At 68.0% G+C, this 17,852-nt stretch carries 17 protein-coding genes and 1 tRNA gene; 4 read left to right on the forward strand and 14 right to left on the reverse strand.

Going from position 1 to position 17,852, the window contains the following annotated elements; all coding sequences use genetic code 11:
* Positions 1-66 precede the first annotated feature (66 nt).
* The 11 genes from ACFWY9_RS23185 to ACFWY9_RS23235 all read right to left on the reverse strand — a co-directional run bounded on the left by ACFWY9_RS23185 (position 67) and on the right by ACFWY9_RS23235 (position 11,956).
* Positions 67-1,389 carry a glutamate-1-semialdehyde 2,1-aminomutase gene (locus ACFWY9_RS23185; RefSeq protein ID WP_378323535.1) on the reverse strand — a complete coding sequence of 441 codons (1,323 nt, stop codon included), beginning with the start codon at positions 1,387-1,389 and terminating at the stop codon, positions 67-69.
* A complete protein-coding gene (locus ACFWY9_RS23190) occupies positions 1,386-1,937 on the reverse strand; it encodes a dTDP-4-dehydrorhamnose 3,5-epimerase family protein (RefSeq protein ID WP_378323534.1) in 552 nt (183 codons plus the stop codon). The genes ACFWY9_RS23185 and ACFWY9_RS23190 overlap by 4 nt, the downstream gene beginning before the upstream one ends.
* The gene (locus ACFWY9_RS23195; protein ID WP_378323533.1) at positions 1,934-3,115 is read right to left on the reverse strand and encodes a polysaccharide pyruvyl transferase family protein; all 1,182 of its coding nucleotides are present in this window, start codon (positions 3,113-3,115) and stop codon (positions 1,934-1,936) included. Before ACFWY9_RS23195 ends, ACFWY9_RS23190 begins: the two co-directional genes overlap by 4 nt.
* A complete protein-coding gene (locus ACFWY9_RS23200; protein WP_378323532.1) occupies positions 3,112-4,059 on the reverse strand; it encodes a glycosyltransferase family 2 protein in 948 nt (315 codons plus the stop codon). Before ACFWY9_RS23200 ends, ACFWY9_RS23195 begins: the two co-directional genes overlap by 4 nt.
* Complete coding sequence (locus ACFWY9_RS23205; RefSeq protein ID WP_378323723.1) at positions 4,056-5,297, reverse strand: hypothetical protein; 1,242 nt, start codon at positions 5,295-5,297, stop codon at positions 4,056-4,058. Before ACFWY9_RS23205 ends, ACFWY9_RS23200 begins: the two co-directional genes overlap by 4 nt.
* A gap of 63 nt (positions 5,298-5,360) precedes the next feature.
* The gene (locus ACFWY9_RS23210) at positions 5,361-6,626 is read right to left on the reverse strand and encodes a DUF4910 domain-containing protein (protein ID WP_378323722.1); all 1,266 of its coding nucleotides are present in this window, start codon (positions 6,624-6,626) and stop codon (positions 5,361-5,363) included.
* Positions 6,626-7,648: an NAD-dependent epimerase/dehydratase family protein gene (locus ACFWY9_RS23215; protein WP_378323530.1), complete on the reverse strand. Its 1,023-nt coding sequence runs from the start codon at positions 7,646-7,648 to the stop codon at positions 6,626-6,628. Before ACFWY9_RS23215 ends, ACFWY9_RS23210 begins: the two co-directional genes overlap by 1 nt.
* Positions 7,633-8,295, reverse strand: a complete 663-nt coding sequence (locus ACFWY9_RS23220) for a PIG-L deacetylase family protein (RefSeq protein WP_378323529.1) — start codon at positions 8,293-8,295, stop codon at positions 7,633-7,635. The genes ACFWY9_RS23215 and ACFWY9_RS23220 overlap by 16 nt, the downstream gene beginning before the upstream one ends.
* On the reverse strand, positions 8,292-9,086 hold the full coding sequence (locus ACFWY9_RS23225; RefSeq protein ID WP_378323528.1) for a sugar phosphate nucleotidyltransferase: 795 nt from the start codon (positions 9,084-9,086) through the stop codon (positions 8,292-8,294). Before ACFWY9_RS23225 ends, ACFWY9_RS23220 begins: the two co-directional genes overlap by 4 nt.
* Complete coding sequence (locus tag ACFWY9_RS23230) at positions 9,083-10,351, reverse strand: class I SAM-dependent methyltransferase (protein ID WP_378323526.1); 1,269 nt, start codon at positions 10,349-10,351, stop codon at positions 9,083-9,085. The genes ACFWY9_RS23225 and ACFWY9_RS23230 overlap by 4 nt, the downstream gene beginning before the upstream one ends.
* Before the next feature lie 636 nt (positions 10,352-10,987).
* Positions 10,988-11,956, reverse strand: a complete 969-nt coding sequence (locus ACFWY9_RS23235) for a YncE family protein (RefSeq protein ID WP_378323524.1) — start codon at positions 11,954-11,956, stop codon at positions 10,988-10,990.
* 145 nt (positions 11,957-12,101) lie between these two features.
* Between ACFWY9_RS23235 and htpX the strand changes: the two genes are divergently transcribed.
* Entirely contained in the window at positions 12,102-12,953 is an 852-nt protein-coding gene (gene htpX / locus ACFWY9_RS23240) for a zinc metalloprotease HtpX (protein ID WP_378323523.1), read from the forward strand.
* A 125-nt stretch (positions 12,954-13,078) separates the two neighbouring features.
* On the opposite strand, the gene rfbA is transcribed toward htpX, so the two are convergent.
* Positions 13,079-13,963: a glucose-1-phosphate thymidylyltransferase RfbA gene (rfbA, locus tag ACFWY9_RS23245; protein WP_378323522.1), complete on the reverse strand. Its 885-nt coding sequence runs from the start codon at positions 13,961-13,963 to the stop codon at positions 13,079-13,081.
* Positions 13,964-14,017: 54 nt separating this feature from the next.
* Positions 14,018-15,166: a sialidase family protein gene (locus ACFWY9_RS23250; RefSeq protein WP_378323521.1), complete on the reverse strand. Its 1,149-nt coding sequence runs from the start codon at positions 15,164-15,166 to the stop codon at positions 14,018-14,020.
* Positions 15,167-15,393: 227 nt separating this feature from the next.
* Between ACFWY9_RS23250 and ACFWY9_RS23255 the strand changes: the two genes are divergently transcribed.
* Positions 15,394-16,098 (forward strand): hypothetical protein, encoded by a 705-nt coding sequence (locus tag ACFWY9_RS23255; RefSeq protein ID WP_378323519.1) that lies wholly within the window; start codon positions 15,394-15,396, stop codon positions 16,096-16,098.
* Between the two features lie 3 nt (positions 16,099-16,101).
* Here the strand turns inward: ACFWY9_RS23255 and ACFWY9_RS23260 are convergent, their stop codons facing one another.
* Positions 16,102-16,593 carry a YajQ family cyclic di-GMP-binding protein gene (locus ACFWY9_RS23260; RefSeq protein ID WP_378323518.1) on the reverse strand — a complete coding sequence of 164 codons (492 nt, stop codon included), beginning with the start codon at positions 16,591-16,593 and terminating at the stop codon, positions 16,102-16,104.
* A gap of 150 nt (positions 16,594-16,743) precedes the next feature.
* Between ACFWY9_RS23260 and ACFWY9_RS23265 the strand changes: the two genes are divergently transcribed.
* Positions 16,744-16,825: transfer RNA gene (locus ACFWY9_RS23265), tRNA-Tyr, on the forward strand.
* A 625-nt stretch (positions 16,826-17,450) separates the two neighbouring features.
* On the forward strand, positions 17,451-17,825 hold the full coding sequence (locus ACFWY9_RS23270; protein WP_378323517.1) for a hypothetical protein: 375 nt from the start codon (positions 17,451-17,453) through the stop codon (positions 17,823-17,825).
* Positions 17,826-17,852 lie beyond the last annotated feature (27 nt).

The following is a 17,852-nucleotide window of genomic DNA, read 5'->3' on the forward strand; positions in this document are numbered from 1 at the left end:
GTGTGGACTCGTGCGCGTTCCACCGCCAGAACCAGCCGGGACCAGCCAGAACGCGCACGAGCCCCGCTACGCGAACCGCCTGAACACCGGCTTCACCGAGCGGCCGCCCATGAACGCGGCCGGGTCGTCGGCGTCGAGTGCCTTGCGGTAGACGGTGCACGCCTGCGCCACGACGTCGATCGTCCGGTCGATGTCGGCCTCGGTCAGCGCACTGCTGACCACAAAGGACGGACCGATCACCCCGCCGGTGAGAAGCTGCCGCAGGAACAACGTCCGGTACGGTTGCGACGGCTTGAGCCGCTCGTCCAGTGTCGCGAACACGAGGTTGCTCGCCCGCCCCCGTACGAGGACGTGCTCGCCGACACCCATGCTTTCCGCGACCTCGCGGACTCCCGTCGCGAGCCGCCCGCCGAGGGTGTGCAGCCGCGCGGTGACACCCTCCTCGGCGTAGGTGTCGAACACCGCGATCGCGGCGGCCAGCGAATGCGTTTCCGCGCCGTGCGTGGTCGAAAGCAGGAACACCCGGTCCCGCGTATCGCGCAGGCCGCCCAGCTCCATCAGCTCGCGACGTCCCGCCAAGGCCGACACGGCGAACCCGTTGCCCAGCGCCTTCCCGAACGTCGAGAGATCGGGCTGGACGCCGTAGAGCCCCTGAGCGCCGGCCTCCGACCAGCGGAACCCGGTGATCATCTCGTCGAAGATCAGCACACATCCGTGCCGGTGCGCCAGCTCGCGCAGCGCGGCGAGGTAGCCGGGCGCCGGTTCGGTCTGCGTCGCGGGTTCGAGGATCAGGCACGCGACCTTTCCCTCGTGCTCCCGCAACATCTCTTCGGTGGCCGCGAGGTCGCCGTAGGGGAACGACACGGTCAGCGCTGTCGTCTCGCCCGGGATTCCCGACGACATCGCGGTGGTGCCGATGAACCAGTCGTCGACGGAGAAGAACGCGTGGTCGGCGCAGATCGCCACCAGCGGCCTGCCGGTGGCCGCGCGGGCCAGCCGGACGGCCGCGGTGGTCGCGTCCGAACCGTTCTTCGCGAACTTCACCATTTCCGCGGTCGGCACCGAGGCGAGGAATCGTTCCGCCGCCTCGGCCTCCACAATGGACGGACGGACGAAGTTGCTGCCTCGCTCGATCTCGCGGCGCACCGCCTCGACGACGCGCGGGTGTACGTGCCCGAGGCTGACCGAACGCAACCCGGAGCCGTATTCGATGTACTCGTTCCCGTCGATGTCCCACACGTGGGCGCCCTTGCCGTGCGAGATCACCGGCGCCAGGTCTTCGGGATACTGGTCTTCCCCCTTGGCGTAGGTGTGCGCGCCGCCGGGAATCGCCGCGTGCAGCCGCTCGTTCGCCTCTGACGATCGTGGCAGCGGCCGGTTCTCGGTCATGTCGGTTTTCCCCCGATCACCTCGGTGAGTTTCGGTGCCTTTCTGTCTCGCGATGACGCCGTTGTCACCGGAAGCGGCCAGGGGATGGCGAGTTCGGGGTCGTCGAAGGCGATGGTGACGTCCTCCGCAGGGTCGTGCGCCCGGTCGATCCGGTACGACACGTCGGCGGGATCGGTCAGCGCCTGGAACCCGTGTGCGCATCCCGCGGGGATGTAGAGCGAAACCTGGGTTTCCCCGGAAAGCTCGAAGTATTCCTGATTGCGGTAGGTCGGCGAATCGGGCCGCAGATCCACGACGACGTCGAAAATCTCTCCGTACGAACAGCGGACCAGTTTCGCCTCGCCCTTGCCCGAACGCAGATGCATTCCGCGCAACACGCCTTTGCGGGAGCGGGACACGCTGTCCTGGAGGAATCCGTCCGGGTCGATGCCGACCGACCGCGCGACGCCGGCGTCGAAAGTGCGACTGAAGAAACCGCGTTCGTCGACATGCGGGGTCGGTTCGAAAAGATACGCGCCGGTGATGGTGGTGACCGGGGAGACTTTCATCGGGCGCCCCTCGGGATCAATGTGTCGGACAGTGTGGCGAACTGGTGCTTGAGCCGTTCGGAAAGCCCGGCGTTGCGCGAGGCCAGCGTTGCGCGCAGTTCGGCGGACCGTGCTTCCAGTTCGGTGAACTGCGTGATCAGCCGCTCGAGGTCGATGGCACGGGCCGACTGACAGAATTCGGCGAGCCCCAGTTCCGCCATGAGCACGTCGTTCTTCTTCGCGTACCCAATTGCCACGGTCGGTTTCGCGAGCTTCAGCGCGCACAGGACGTTGTGATAGCGAGTGGCCACGACCGTCTCGACGCACGCCATCGAGGTCATCAGCTCGTCCAAAGTGGACATCGGCGCCGCGGTGACCAGCGGCGAGTCCACAGTGGCCCGGATCGCGTCCGTGACCTCGGTGTCCGCCTGGTCGCCGATGAACAGCCGCACCGGCCGTCCCCGGTCGACGAGCCATTGGACGAACGCGGTCATGGTGCCGACGTAGTCGCGATAGATCTCGTCGGCATGTGCGCGGTCGTCGTTCCCGCCGGAGTACGCCATCACGCCGACGCCGACGGTCCCGAGTTCGGCGGGCACGTCCGGCACCGGCAACGCGAAGGCGAGGTCCGGATAGACCTGATCGCGCGAGACGTCGACACCCATGGCGCGCATGGCGTCCTGCGACAGTTCGTCCCGATAGGACCGATACGCCGCCAGCCGCGCAGCCGTCCGCACGATCGCCCGGGTGACCCGGTGGGTGATCACGTTGGCGCCGACGCTGACCAGTGCCACGCGCGTGCCGAGCAGCCGACCGGACGCGCAGAGCAGCAGCAGTGCGTACGGGAAACCCCAGGGGCGCAAGGGAAGCGTGGCTTCGAGCACGCCCATGCCCGGCACGATCACCGCGTCCTGGCGGCGAACCCACCGCGCGGTCCGGACGATGTCGACGACCTTGCCGAACCCTTTCAGCGCGATCGACCGCACCCCGGACGCCGTGCGGTATTCGTCGCGGTACCAGTTCAGCCGCGTCGCCCGGATCCCGTAGCGGGCCGAGACCTGTTCCGGCCCACCGCACAACGCGCTGATGACGGCGTCGGGATGCTCGGCCCGCAGGTAGGCGAGTACCGCCTCCAGCGAGCCGTCGTTGCCGAGGTTGCCCGAGCCCAGCAGCCCGAACACGCCGACCCGGGTGGTCACCAGCCCCGTCCTTCCTGGCCGGCGACGATCGCGCTCACCGTCAACGCCTCTTCGGGCGTCGCCGTGGGCGCCCGGTCTTCGATCCGTTCGCCGCGGGCACGCGCCCGGCTCGACGCCCACGTCCACAGGTGCCGGTAGCACTGCTGACGCTCTCTTGTGGACAGTGGCGCACGCTGGATCGCCGTGACGAACCCGAGGACGTACTCGCCGAGCAGGCGCACGGCGGGGTTCCGGAGCCGGTCCGCGCGCCGCGGGTCCAGATTCGCACACCGGCTCCGGATGGTCGGATTGGCCCGCTCGGCCCGGTGCGGGTGGTCGCGGCGGAAGTACAGCAGTTCGGGGACCTGGTGGAACGGCCCGTGCAGCGCCAGTTCCGCGACATAGGTCCGGTCCGCGTGGTGGTAGCTGTTCATCGGCGTCACGCGCCGCAGCACGTCGGAACGGATCACGCCGTAGAAGTCGTCGCCGCCAGGCTCGAACAGCAGGCTCAGGAACCGCTCCGGAGCGTACGGCGAGTCCGTGTCGATGTGGTAGTCGAACACCTGCGTGACGGCGCCGGAACCGTCGATGATCGCCGTCCCCGCGTGCGCCACGACCACGTGCGGCCGTTCGTCGAGCGCCTCGACACAGCGCAACAGCAGGTCCCGCGCGTAGAGGTCGTCGTGCGAAACCCATTTGAACAGCTCGGTCCGGCACACTTCGAAGAGGTAGTTGTGGTTCGGCGTCGCGCCGATGTTGACCGGTTGCCGGACGTACCGGATCCGCGAGTCCTTCTCCGCGTACTGGCGGCAGATCTCCTCGGTGCCATCGGCCGAAGCGTTGTCGGAGATGACCAGCTCGAAGTCCCCATAGGACTGTCCGAGCAGCGCGTCGAGCGATTCGGCCAGGTACTCCTCGCCGTTGTACACCGGAAGGCCGAGGCTCAGCCGGGGAAGAGTGGTCATGACTGGGTCATCTCCTCAGAGGTATCGGGCGCGGTGTACTCGCGAAGCCCGGCGTGCAGCTGGAACCACCAGACGATCGATCCGCTGAGCGTGGCGGTCGCGACGCCCCAGGCCGAGCCGACCGCGCCGCCGATGAAGGCGCCGATGAGGCCGCCGCCCAGGTAGAACGCGGAGGCGACGAGCTGCGAGCGCAGGCTCCGCGGCGCCGCACCCAGTGCTCGCAGGCCCGCCGCGGCGCCGGTGCTGAAGCTCGCGCCGACGACCGAGAACGTCACCGGCAGGATCAGCTGCGACGACGTCGTCCAGACCTCGCCGAGCGCGAACCGGCCCCAGGAATCCGGTAGCAGGAACAGCAGCCCGAGGCCCCACACGAACGCGGCGGCGGCCTGGCCGGTGCCGAGCAGCGCGCAGAACAACCGCAGCCGGTGCGGCGAACGGCGCAGCACCCGGGCGCCTTCGGCGACCGTGACGAGCGAAAGTCCCATCAGCAGCGCGAGGAACGGGCCGAGCAGCTGTTCAGCGCCGCGGACGGTGCCGACGGCGGCGAGCCCGGCGATCGCGCCGAGCCCGTACGCGCGCAGCTGCGACGCGCCGCTGTTGCTGACGTTCTCGATCAGGTACCGCGGCCCGAGGTCGCGGTGTTCGCCGACCCAGCCACGGACCCCACCCAGCCGGGGCAGGATTCCGGTGCGCAGTAAGCCGAAGCAGGCAGCGACGGCGCTCGCCACGCCCCAGGCCAGCAGGAACGCGACGACGCTGCGGAAGTGTGCGGCCACGAACATCGACGGGATCAGCGCGACCCCGGCGATGGCGTCGGTGGTGAACGCGCGGCGTCCTTCACCCGCCGCGAAGAAGGCGAACCGCCAGCTGTCCTGCAGCAGCAAGGCGGGCAGCGCCAGAGCGAGCGCGAGGAACGCATGGCCGACCGCGCCGCCGATGGCGAGGCCGACAAGAAGACTGCCGATGCCCGACACACAGCCGACGGCCAGCGCGGTGCCCGAAGCTCGGCCGACCGCCGCTCGCCAGTCCGTTGTGGACACTCCGCTGTAGCGCACCATCAGCGGATCGGTCGCCAGCCCGCGTGAGACGTTGAGAATGACGCCGTAGGTCACCCACGCGATACTGAACACGCCGAACGCGTGCGGGCCGAGCGAGCGGGCCACGAACATGCCGACGACGAAGTTCGTCAGGCTGGACACGGCCTGATCGCCGAGTCCCCAGCTCAACCGGCCAGCCATGGCGCGCACCGCGCCGGAACGCAACAGCGAACGCTTCGGCTGCTCCCCGACGGTGGTCACGGCTCACTCCTTGATCAGGCCGGCGTCGTGCAGGGCACGCGCCGCGACGGCGACGACGTCGAACGGCAGCCCGGAACGCTCGGCGATGTCGAGCAGGCTGTGTTCGCCGTCGGAGAAGTTGAGCACCCACAACATCGCCATCTGCGCCTGCTTGGCGTCGCTGCGCCCGCCGAGGGAGTCGTACAGGCCGCGTTTGCCCAGCTGCGGCTCGCCGTACGGGCTCAGGTTGACGTAGCGGCGGTTGCGGTCCAGCACCGCGACCGCGTCACGCAGAGCCGCCAAGGTGCCTTCCATTGCCTCGGGGGAGACGAAGTCCGGATTGTCGGCCGAGGTGTGGTACTCGGGATAACCCGCGTACGGCGTCCTCGTGAGCGAACCGACACCGAGGTTGAACCCCGGTGAGCAGAACTGACGCTCGTCATATCCGTAGGGCGAGAACTCGACCGTCTTGTGTGGACGTCCATCGAGGACATACCGCATGACCCGGTCGATCTCGGCGTCTCCGCGCCTGCTCTGCTTGTATGTCAGCGGGCCGGAGTCGCCCGCGCAGGCCAGCACGAGGCCGTGCTTGACCTTGTCGACGCGCTCGGCGTTGCGGGCGAGCCAGGTGATCGAGCCGATCGTGCCGGGCATGAACAGGAAGCGGTAGGTGTACCAGGGCTTCGTCGCGGCCAGCGACTGGGCCAGCGAGATCGCGACGGCGATCCCGGCCAGGTTGTCGTTCGCCAGCGACGGGTGACAGACGTGGCAGGACACGATCACCTCGCCGGTGATGTGGCCCGGAACGACGTGCTCGCCGTAGGTGAGGCTGCCATCCTCCAAAGTGGAATCGATGACGACCTCGTACTCCGCCTCCGGCAGCGCGTCGAGCTTTTCCTGGGACAGGCAGAAACCCCAGGTGGGGGCGTAGTAGCTCGTCCGGTAGGGAATCCACTGTGGAGTGTCGGGCAGCGTGTGCAGGTGTGCGCGCAGCTCGGACAGTGGCATGCGCCGGTTCACCGGGACGCTGTAGCCGACCACGTGCAGGTTGTGCTCGGTGAAGTCCACCACGCGATTGCCCGCGCTGTCGGCGATGTAGGCGTCGCGGATGTTCCACTCCTGCGGGATCGTCCAGTCCAGCACCTGCGCCCCGGTCGGCACTTCGTGCAGTTCGAGCGGAATGTGCTCGCCGATGATGCCCAGGGTGCGGCGGACCCCGTCGCCGGTGATGCTCCGGCAGATCGGGTACAGCCGCTCGACGAGCGCGTGCATTTCCGCCCCGGTTTTCATCACCGGCGCCGCAGGGTGTCGTCGATGAGGCCGTCTTCGCTGCGGTCCTTCAGCCACGCGAGCCGGGTGAACTTGCGCTCGAAGTCCTCTTTGGACAGCTCGAACCGGCGGTAGGCGTCGATCAGCTCGACCGCGCCGTCCTTGACCGACCAGTCGCAGTCGAAACCGGGGACCGCCGCGCGGAAGCGCGAGAAGTCCACCCGGTACGAACGCGGGTCGGCGCCCGCTTCGCCGGTGATGCGCAGCGTCGAGCCTGGCACGGCCTCGACGACTTCCTGCGCGATTTCGGCCACGGTGACATTGTTCTTTTCGGTCCCGATGTTGAACGCCTTGGCGTGCACGGCTTCCTTCGGGGCGTCCAGCGCGGCGGCGAACGCGCGGGCGATGTCCTTGGCGTGCACCAGCGGCCGCCACGGCGTCCCGTCCGAGAGCACCAGCACCTCACCGGACAGGTGGGCGTGCGCGGTCAGGTTGTTCAGCACGATGTCCGCGCGCAGCCGCGGGGAGTAACCGAACGCCGTCGCGTTGCGCATGAAGACGGGCGTGAAGTGGTCGTCGGCGATCTCGCGGACGTCGTCCTCGACACGGACCTTCGACTCCGCGTACGGCGTCACCGGACGCAGCGGCGCGTCCTCGTCCACCAGCCCGTCACCGCCGGAAGCGCCGTAGACCGAGCACGTCGAGGCGTAGAGGAACCGTTCGACGCCCGCGTCCTTGGCCAGCCGGGCGAGCCAGACGGACGCGTGGTGGTTGATGTCGTAGGTCAGCCCTGGCGCGAGCGAGCCCAGCGGGTCGTTGGACAGCGCGGCCAGGTGGATCACGGCGTCCACATCGGACAGATGCTGGGCGGTGACGTCCCGCAGGTCGACCTGGTACCCGGCGGGGTCGTCCGGCGCCGGACCCAGCAGACAGCCCTCGAACAGGCCCGAGTCGAGGCCGACGACCTGGTGTCCGGCGGCGGCCAGCACCGGCGCCATCACCGTGCCCAGGTACCCCTTGTGCCCGGTCAGCAGGACCCGCATGTCCCCTCCATATCGAGAACGATTTTTTTGACGTCAAAGGCTTCCGCGTACCGCGTGCCGCATTCGATGCCGCGGATGCGGGCCAGCCCGAGGAACGCTTCCCGGTCGTACCAGGGCCGGTGCCGCTGAGAGGCGTAATGTTCTTGCAGCAACTGGACTTTTCGCTCGGCCAGCTCCGGCGTAAGCGGCTGGTACAGCGACGGCCTGCCGAGATCGCCGTCCCATTTGACGATCTCGTAGCCGAGCGTGAGGTGATCGCGGAATGCCGTCGGGACCAGCTTCGCGAGCCCGCGGTGATCCTGGTGCGCGTCCTCGGTCCGCGGAGCCAGGATGAGGTCGGGATCGGTGCGCCGCCGCAGGTCCTCGAGCGCGTTCTTGGCCTCTTCCCAGTGGGTCGGCAGCCGCCCGTCCGGGAGTTTCAGCACCGTGACGTCGACGTCCGCACCGGGACAGAACGCGGCGAGCGCGGCTCGCTCCTCGTCCTCCCGTTCGGTGCCGCCGCCGGAGAGCACGAGCGCGTCGACCTTCAGGCCGGGCCGCTCGGCGCACAACGCGAGCAGCGTGCCGCCCGCGCCGATCGCGATGTCGTCGCAGTGCGCGCCCAGCGCGACGATCCTGCCGAGCCGTTCGGCCCCGAGCCGGATCACGCCGTGCGCTCCTGTTTGTCGCTCTCCCAGAGCGCCCACGGCCGCACGCCGCGCGAATAGCTCTCGTCGAGTGCGTACCGTTCCTTCACCGTGTCGGTCGGTTTCCAGAACCCGCGGTAGGGATAGGCGAGCAGGCGCCCGCGCTTCGCCAGTTCGCCGCAGCCGTCGGCAACGAGATCGCCGCCCTCGGGGATGTGGTCGAACACTTCCTGGCGCAGCACGAAATACCCGCCGTTCTCCCACAACGGCATCTCGCTGACCGCGGTGATCGACCCGACCATTCCGGACTCGTTCATCTCGACGCAGTGGAACGAGGACTGCGGCGGCACGACCATCATCGACGCGCCGGCGTCGGAGTTCGAGAACCGTTCGATCATGTCCGGCAGCGGCGCGTCGGTGAGGACGTCGGCGTAGTTGGCGAGGAACATTTCGTCGTCGTCGAGATGCGGGCGCACGCGGCGCAGGCGTTCCCCGATCGCGGATTCGATACCGGTCTGCACGAAGGTGATCGACCAGTCGGAGATGTCGGTCGAGAGCAGTTCGGGTTTCCCGTTGCGCAGCACGAAGTCGTTCGACGCGGTTTCCTCGTAGTGGAGGAAGAATTCCTTGATGTGGTGTGCCCCGTAACCGAGGCAGAGAATGAATTCGGTGTGGCCGAAATGCGCGTAGTACCGCATCACGTGCCAGATCAGGGGTCTCGGGCCGACCATCGCCATCGGCTTGGGCACGTCGGACGCGGTGCCGTTGCGCATCCGCATCCCGTACCCGCCGCAGAACAGCACTACCTTCACGACGTCACCTCGACGTTTGCGAGTCTGGGCTCGACGATTTCCAGGGAAGGAATGGGGAAGACCAGTTTCCCGCCCCATTCGTCCACATAGGACAGCTGGGCGGTCAGTTCCTCCCGCAGGTTCCAGGGCAGGATCAGGACGTAGTCCGGCCGGTCCGCGGTGATGCGTTCCGGTGGCAGCACCGGGATCCGCGTCCCGGGGGTGAACCGGCCGTGTTTGTACGGATTGCGATCGACCGTGTAGGCCAGCAGATCCGTACGGATACCGCAGTGGTTGAGCAGGGTGTTTCCCTTGCCTGGCGCGCCGTAGCCGACGACGGTCTTGCCGACGCGCGCCGCCTCGATGAGGAAGTGGAGCAGATCGAGCCGGACGCGGGCGACGCGCTCGGCGAATTCGGTGTAGCCGGACAGTTCGTGCAGTCCGGCGGCCTTCTCCCGGGACAGCACGTCGGTCATCCGCGCGCTCGGCTCGCCCGCGACCACGTCGTGCGAGGGCGGAGTGGGGCGGGCCCACAGCCGGATCGAGCCGCCGTGCGTGGGCAGGAGTTCGACATCTACCACGGTGAGCCCGCCGGTGGCCAGTGCCCGGCGCGCGGATTCCACGGTGTAGTACTGGAAATGCTCGTGGTAGATCGTGTCGTACTGGTTGAGTTCGATCAGCGTGAGCAGGTGCTGCACCTCGATCGACACCCAGCCGTCGTCCGCCACGAGCGTGCGCAGGCCCTGGGTGAAACCGAGGATGTCCGGGATGTGCGCGTAGACGTTGTTCGCGACCACGAGGTCGGCCGGGCCGTGCTCCGCGCGGATCGCGGCGGCCGTTTCCGGGCCGAGGAACTCGGTGACCGTCGGCACGCCCTTGTCGCGCGCGGCCTGCCCGACGTTCGCCGAGGGTTCGACGCCGAGACATCGGATCCCGCGCTCGGCGACGTGCTGCAGGAGGTAGCCGTCGTTGCTGGCGACCTCGACCACGAACGGTTCGGCGCGGTCGATCCGCGGGAGCGCGCCCTCGACGAACCGCCGCGCGTGCTCCACCCACGAGGTGGAAAACGACGAGAAATAGGCGTATTCGGTGAACGTCTCTTCCGGGGTGATCAACGGCGGCAGCTGCGCGAGCCAGCACTCGGTGCAGACGCGCAGGTGCAGCGGGTAGGTCGCTTCGGGTTCGTCCAGCTGTTGTGCGGTGAGAAACAGCTCACAAGGGGGCGTGGCGCCCAGATCGACGACACTCGCCATTCCCGCCGATCCGCACAGCCTGCATTTCGTCATGAGTGGGCAACTCCCCGTTTTCCGCTGCCGGAGCCGGCCGCGTCGCCCATAGGTTCGCTACCTTCGCCGCCCCTGTTACAACGCCCCTCCGCCGTGTCGTCCATCCACGTACGCGTGTCGGCCGTCCGGGTGCGCGTGTCGTCCGTTCCGCCCCGGAACCGCACCTCGTCAAGGTCGCACCCGGCGCCCCGGCCAGGCGTCGGTGGGCTCGAACCCCGAGGTCACACCCCTGGGAGGGACCCACCACTCGCGGCCGCGGATCCCACTGGACACAATCCGCGCACGGGTGCGTCCCGGCGAGATAACGGCTGGTTCGCCCGCCGGGTTCACGGGCATGAGAAAGGGGACTCCCGTCGCGTCCCCACGACGGAAGCCCCCTCCCCGCTCCGGTGGCGCGAGCTCCCCCTTCGCGCCGTTCCGGGCGGGTCCGCGGCCCGGTCCCCCTGGCCACCGAGCCGCGGACGTACTGAAGGGGACCTTCCTCGATCCCCCTTGCGGGGAAGGTCCCCTTCAGCGCACCCCCAGCCTCTCCCCTCTATGCAAGACAGGAGGAGGGTCCCGCCCGGGAGATACATGGTTCGTCAGAATTTTTCGGCCAGGATTTCCGACCCGCCGGGACGAGGGCGAACAGCGCCGTCAGAAGTCGCGGATCACTGAGACTCTGCCGTGCAAGGGATCCGTCACGAAGATCGTCCGCGTCCGCTGGTCGACGGCGACGTCGCCGGGGTTGACGCCGAGGTCGAGTTCCCCGCTGAGCGTGCCGGCGGCGCCGTCGATCCGGGCCAGCCCGTTGCTGCCACCGTTGCTGTAGACAGTATCCGTTCCCTGGTGCACGGCGATCGCCGACGACTCGCTGCGCAACAGCACGGTCTTGCGCTCGCTCCGCGTCGCGGCGTCCACAATGGACATGTGGTGGATGGCCGAGTTCGCGACGTAGACGGTGCCGCTCTGCTGGTGCACCGCCACTCCGGTGGGGGACGCCCCGACCCGGATGCTCGCGGTGAACCTCCCCCTGCCGATGTCGAAGACCTCCACCGAGTTCGTTGCCGCGCTGGTGCAGTAGGCGAGCTTGCGCCCGCTGTCGACGGCGATGCCGGATAGTGCCTTCACCGGGCTGTTCGCCGTTCTGCGCAGCGTGGCGCTGATCCCGTCGAGCACCGCGAGCGCGCCGGTCGCGGCGCTCACCGCATAGATCCGGTTGGCCTGCGGGTCGAGCGCGAGCGACGACGTCCCGGCACCGGCGCCGATCACGCTGACCAGGGCGAGCCTCAGGCCGTCGAGCACCAGCACGGTGCCCGCCGGGGGATTGGCGACGTAGATCCGGTTGGTCAGCGGGTCGACGGCGACGTCGCCGGGTGCGCCGCCGGTGCGGACGACCGCGGTGACCGTCGCGCTGAAGCCGTCGATGATCGAGACCGAGCCGGTGGCCGGATCGGAGACGTACGCGAGACCGGTGAGCGGATTCACCGCGACCGCCGCCGGCGTGCCCCCGACGTCCACCGTCACGACCTGCTCGGCCCGCGCTTCAGTGGTCGCGGCCACGGTGCCCGCACCCGCCGCGACCAGTGTGAACAGGCCGCGCCTGCTCAGTTCCGGACCACGCATCGGCACCTCCGCGGAGAAGGGGAATGCCCTCGCATTGCCGTTCGACCCTAACCCGGGTGACGATCATGCGAAGGAACTTCGGATCGCCCGATCGCGTTGTTTCCGGTGGGTAACCCGCGAGTTCGAGCGGAAGGAGGCGAGCATCGTGCACAAGCATCACAACGGGCTGAAGACCGCGCTGCTGCTCGGCCTGCTCTCCGCGATCATCATCGCGATCAGCGGGTTCTTCGGCCGTGGCGCGCTGATCATCGGCCTGCTGCTGGCGCTGGGCATGAACGCCTTCGCGTACTACAACTCCGACAAACTCGCGCTGCGCGCCATGCACGCGCGGCCGGTCTCGCAGGCCGAGCAGCCCGCGATGTACCGCATCGTGCGCGAGCTGGCGACGACGGCGCGGCAGCCCATGCCCCGCCTCTACATCAGCCCGACGCAGGCGCCCAACGCGTTCGCCACCGGCCGCAGCCCGCGGCACGCGGCGGTGTGCTGCACCACCGGCATCCTCGACCTGCTCGACGAGCGGGAGCTGCGTGCCGTGCTCGGGCACGAACTGTCGCATGTATACAATCGCGATATTCTCATCTCGTGCGTCGCCGGCGCGCTGGCCAGCGTCATCAGCGTGATCGCGAACATCGCACTGTTCTTCGGCGGCAACAACCGCGACGGCAACCCGCTCGTTTCGCTGCTGCTCGTGCTGGTCGGCCCGATCGCCGCCGCGATCATCAAGATGGGCGTCAGCCGCTCCCGTGAGTACCAGGCCGACGCCTCGGGCGCGGAGCTGACCGGCGACCCGCTCGGCCTGGCGTCGGCCCTGCGGAAGCTCGAACGCGGCACCCGCGCGGCGCCGCTGGCACCCGAGCCCGCCGTGGTCTCGCAGTCACACCTGATGATCGCGAACCCGTTCCGGCCGGGGGAGGGGCTGTCGAAGATGTTCTCGACGCACCCGCCCATCCAGGACCGCATCCGCCGCCTGGAAGAAATGGCGAACCGCCCCTACTGAGTCTTGTGCGTTGCGGCCGGTTCTAACCGGACGCAACGCTCACGAGTTCTTTCGGCCCCGCACACGCGGGGACAATCGGGGCGTGGTGGTGATTGACCCGAAGGGCGACGGACCACCCCCGCCGCTCAAGCGCCGGTCGCCCCGGCAACCCGGGCGACGTTCATCACATAGTCGCCGTAGCCGGACTTCGCCAGCTTCGAGCCCAGCGCGTAGCACTGGTCCGCGTCGATGAAGCCCATCCGCAGCGCGATCTCCTCCAGACACGCGATCCGCACCCCGGTCCGGTGCTCCAGCACCTGCACGAACTGGCCCGCTTCGAGCAGCGAATCGTGCGTCCCGGTGTCCAGCCACGCGAAGCCCCGGCCCAGATCGACCAGCCGCGCGCGGTCCTGCCGCAGGTAGGCGAGGTTGACGTCGGTGATCTCCAGCTCGCCCCGCGGCGACGGCTTGAGGCCACGCGCGATCTCCACGACCTGGTTGTCGTAGAAGTACAGCCCGGTGATCGCCTTGTTCGACCGCGGCCGCTCCGGCTTCTCCTCGATGGACACCAGCTTGCCGCTGTCGTCGACCTCGCCGACGCCATAGCGTTCGGGGTCCTTCACCGGATAGCCGAACAGCACACAGCCGTCCAGCGTGCCGACCGCCTCGTGCAGCCTGCCGCGGAACCCCTGGCCGTAGAAGATGTTGTCGCCCAGCACCAGCGCGACGTCGTCGTCGCCGACGAAGTCCGCGCCGATCACGAACGCCTCGGCGAGCCCGTTGGGGCTGGGCTGCACGGCGTACGAAAAGGACAGTCCCAGCTGCTCGCCGTCGCCGAGCAACTTGCCGAAGTTCGGCAGGTCGGCCGGGGTGGAGATGATCAGGATCTCGCGGATCCCGGCCAGCATCAGCACCGAGATCGGGTAGTAGATCATCGGCTTGTCGAACACCGGCAGAAGCTGTTTCGAAACCGCTTGGGTGATCGGATGCAGCCGTGTCCCGCTGCCCCCCGCCAGCACGATCCCCTTCATCCCGCTCCTCCGCTCGACACCTGTAGGGCCGATGACCGACCCTACTGGCCGCTGCTAGGGGAACGCTGGACCCTTTCCGAAGTACGCCTTGCAGCCGTTGTTGTTCTCGGTGGCGATCTCCAGGACGTTCCTGCCGCCGTCCACGGGCAGCAGCGTCGAGCTGTAGTTGGGGCAGAAGTTGTTGTAGATGCCGGAGATGTGCACCGGTGCGGGCAGCTCGTACCAGTTTCCGGCACCGAGGTCGTCGTTCGCGAGCAGCACCTGGCCGTTGGCGGACTGCGGAGTGCCGTAGGAGTTGGTGTAGATCTGCCCGACCATGACGATCCGGACGCCGCGGGGGCCGCCGGGGAACAGCGCGATCGTCTGCGCGTGCTGGAAGTAGTTGCCGTTCGCGGTCGTCACCCGGGTACCGGGGTCGGCGGGGTCGCCCCAGTTCGCGCCGTCGTCGGAGATCTTGTAGTACGGGTCGCAGTAGCGGTCGCCGTAGTTGCAGATCTCGTACGCGAAGTAGTAGCGCCCGTCGGGCAGCCGCCGGATGATCGGCATCCCGGGCCGCACGCGATGCGGCGGGATGGCCATGGTCAGCTGCTTGGTGCCCCAGTTCACGCCGTCGGTCGAGGCGACCCGGTTGAGCACCTGCGCGTACTGCGGCGCCTGGGTCTCGTCGGCGTAGTGCAGCCACAGCGTGCCACCGGCGTCGACGGTGAACTCGGCTTCCCAGATGCCGTCGTGGTTGTGCGAGCGCGCGGCCTCGGACAGGAAGCTCCAGGTGCGCCCGCCGTCCCGGCTCGACCAGATCTTGATGCCGACCCGGCGCTGGGGCCCGGCGTCCTGCCGGTAGCTCGCCGCCCACAGCAGGGTCCCCGTCCGCAGACGCCCGACGCGCTGGGGCAGTTCGTACAGGGTGCCGCAGCACATGCCCGCCGCGCCGTCGGGATCGCGGATCTCGCTGAGCTTGTGGAAGGTTTCGCCCTCGTCGGTGCTCTCCATGATCGGCGTGAACTTGCCGCCGCCGTCCTCGCTGCTGAGCGACGCGAGGATGTGCCCGCGGCCGACCGGCGAATGTTCGAGCCGGATGAGCCGCGCGTAGTTGCCGAAGCCCGGGACGAGCTGTTTACGCGTCGCCGCCTGCGCCGGGCTGAGCGTCGCAGCGCTCACTGTCAGTGACAGCACGAGGGCGAGCAGAAGTCTGAACCGGCGCATCTCGAACCCTTCTCCGCGCAGTAGCGGCGTGATTACACCACGCACTTCGGAAGTGACATCGGCTTTGCGTTCGGCACAGCTACGTCGGTCGCGGGATTTCGCTCGTCCGGGGAAAAGGCATGGCTCGACCGGGTGAACCCCGCACTGTCCGTGGCGGTAACGCGAGACCGTGGCCCGGCGAAAGACGTCACGAGCCGAGAAGCGGCTCATGAGGGGGACGCACCGTCTTGACCAGGAACTTCCGTCGCTGGGCGGGCTGCGCGCTGACCGTTGCCATCCTGGCGACGACGGCCGCCTGCGCCGAAGGCTCGTACGGCGTCGGCTACATCATCGGCCGACGTGGCAACTCGGGCGCGTTCACCGCTCCGCCGCCACCGCCTCCGTCACCGACGCGACCGGCTCCCGCGGAGCTGCCGAACGAAACCCACAGTGGCAAGGGCGACGCGACGGTCCCGATCTCCTGGCCGAGCGACCAGCCGGGGTTCGTCACCTTCGAATGCCCGAAGTGCGTCAGCAACGTCTTCGTGAACACCGACGGTGACGAGATCTCGCTCGTCAACGCCATCGGCTCCTACCGCGGCACGCACTGGATCAACATGTCCCTGCACGCCCACCGGCCGACCCGCACCCTCACGATCAGGGCGAACTCCGCCTGGACCGTGACCATCGCCGACGCGCGGAGCCTGCCGGTCGCCGAGCCGGGCAAGGAGCTGTCCGGCAAGGCCGAATCGGTGCTCAAGATCCCCGCCGGAGTGACGAAGGCCGCGGTCGTCGCGAACGGCGACTTCCACTTCGCGCTCTGGGTCACGACGGACTCCAGCAGCAGGCTCGTGGTCAACCAGCGGCCGCCGTACCGGAACACCATCCCGGTCGACGGCCCCGGCTACGTCCAGGTCGAGGCCGCGGCGAACTGGACGTTCACCGCGTCCTGACGCTCACCGGTAGTTGGTGAACTGCAGCGCGATCTCGAAGTCCTTGCCCTTGAGCAGGCTGATGACCTCCTGCAGGTGATCCTTCTTCTTGCCGGACACCCGCAGCTGGTCACCCTGGATCTGGGCCTGCACGCCCTTGGGCGCCTCGTCGCGGATGAACTTGGCGATCTGCTTCGCCTTGTCCGAGGCGATGCCCTGCAGGATCTTCCCGCCGATCTTGTAGATCTTGCCCGAGAGTGCCGGCTCGCCCGCCTCGAACGCCTTGAGCGAGATGCCGCGCTTGATCAGCTTCTCCTTGAACACCTCGACCGCCGCCAGCGCGCGCTCCTCGGTCTCCGACTCGATCGCGACGGCCTCCTCGCCGGACCAGCCGATCGAGGTCCCGGTGCCGCGGAAGTCGAACCGGGTGGACAGCTCCTTGCTCGCCTGGTTCAGCGCGTTGTCCACCTCCTGGCGATCGACCTTGCTCACCACGTCGAAAGAGGGATCCGCCACGTGTTCTCACACCTCGTACTCGCTCGTCAGGGGCCACCAGCCTAGCCCCACGCCGTGCCGATCCGGGCACCCGACGCGACGGGGGATCCCCGGGTGCGGGGCGCCCGCACCCGTTGGGTATGCTTTTGCCCGGCCGGTTCGCCGTGCCATGGCAGGTTACCCAAGTGGCCAAAGGGATCTGACTGTAAATCAGACGGCTCAGCCTACGGGGGTTCGAATCCCTCACCTGCCACGAGCGATGTGGGCGAGGTGTGCCGACGGGAAGCGTCGGCGTGCCTCGCTCGTCGTGTTTTCTGGGGGTGCGACCCCCAGGCCCCGCCCGGAGGGGCTTCGCCCCCCGGACCCCCGCCTGTGGTCCCGTGTTCGAGTTGGGTTCCTTGTGGATCCGCCTCTGCGGCAGGGCGATCGACTCCGTTGTGTGGCGCGAGTCATACGGACGCTCTCGAGCGGCCCCTCGATGGTCTCTTCCGTGAAGACGGCCTCTTCGATGCTCCGGTGGGCCTTCTTCGCCGAATGGGGTTCGTGCGTGCGGGACAGTGCGAAACGCGTCGAATGTGTTCGATATCGAACACATTCTGCTGGCTTTCTCGAAAGAGTTTAATCCAGGCTAAATATTTGCCGAATGCGTGAGCTGGCGCTTTCTGGTCGTACGCTTTTTTGACTGGCCGCCAACAACCGTGAACTTCGAAGGTTGTGGATCTTGTCTCTCATCATGCCGAACGCATGATCGTGAAGAACGAAACTTGTCGCCGTCGGCTCGACTGGACGACCTCGAACACGTGGCTGCGATGTGCCTGCTAAGGTTCTCGCCCACCTGAGTACGTCCGGTAGCGATTTTGTTGCGACAGAGGACGATAATGATCATCAGTGACAACGGCTCCAGTGCCTTCACCTTGGTGTCCGCCGATGGAACCTCGAAGCTTTCGCTGCGCATGACGGATCTGCTGTCCGGCGATTTTCGGGAACACCTTACAGCGCAGGGGTTCTGCGTCTCGGACGACGATGCTCGCTCGGTCGTGTCCGAGGCTGTCGTTGCCGTGGCGGCCAATCCCGCCGCATGGACCGCCGTGGGTGGAATTATCGTGACGTTCCTTCGCCGGCACCGCGGGAAAGTGCACCGCTTCGAGGTCGAGAACAAGAAGATCTCCATCGAGGGATACTCCGCCCGGGACGCGAGGAAGCTGGCCGCGGATCTTCTGAAGCTGAGCCGGCAACACGGTAAACCCGAGTAGCAGGCCGGGACCGGTCCCGGTCCCGGG

The organism is Amycolatopsis sp. NPDC059027 (genome assembly GCF_042739735.1).
GTDB lineage: Bacteria > Actinomycetota > Actinomycetes > Mycobacteriales > Pseudonocardiaceae > Amycolatopsis.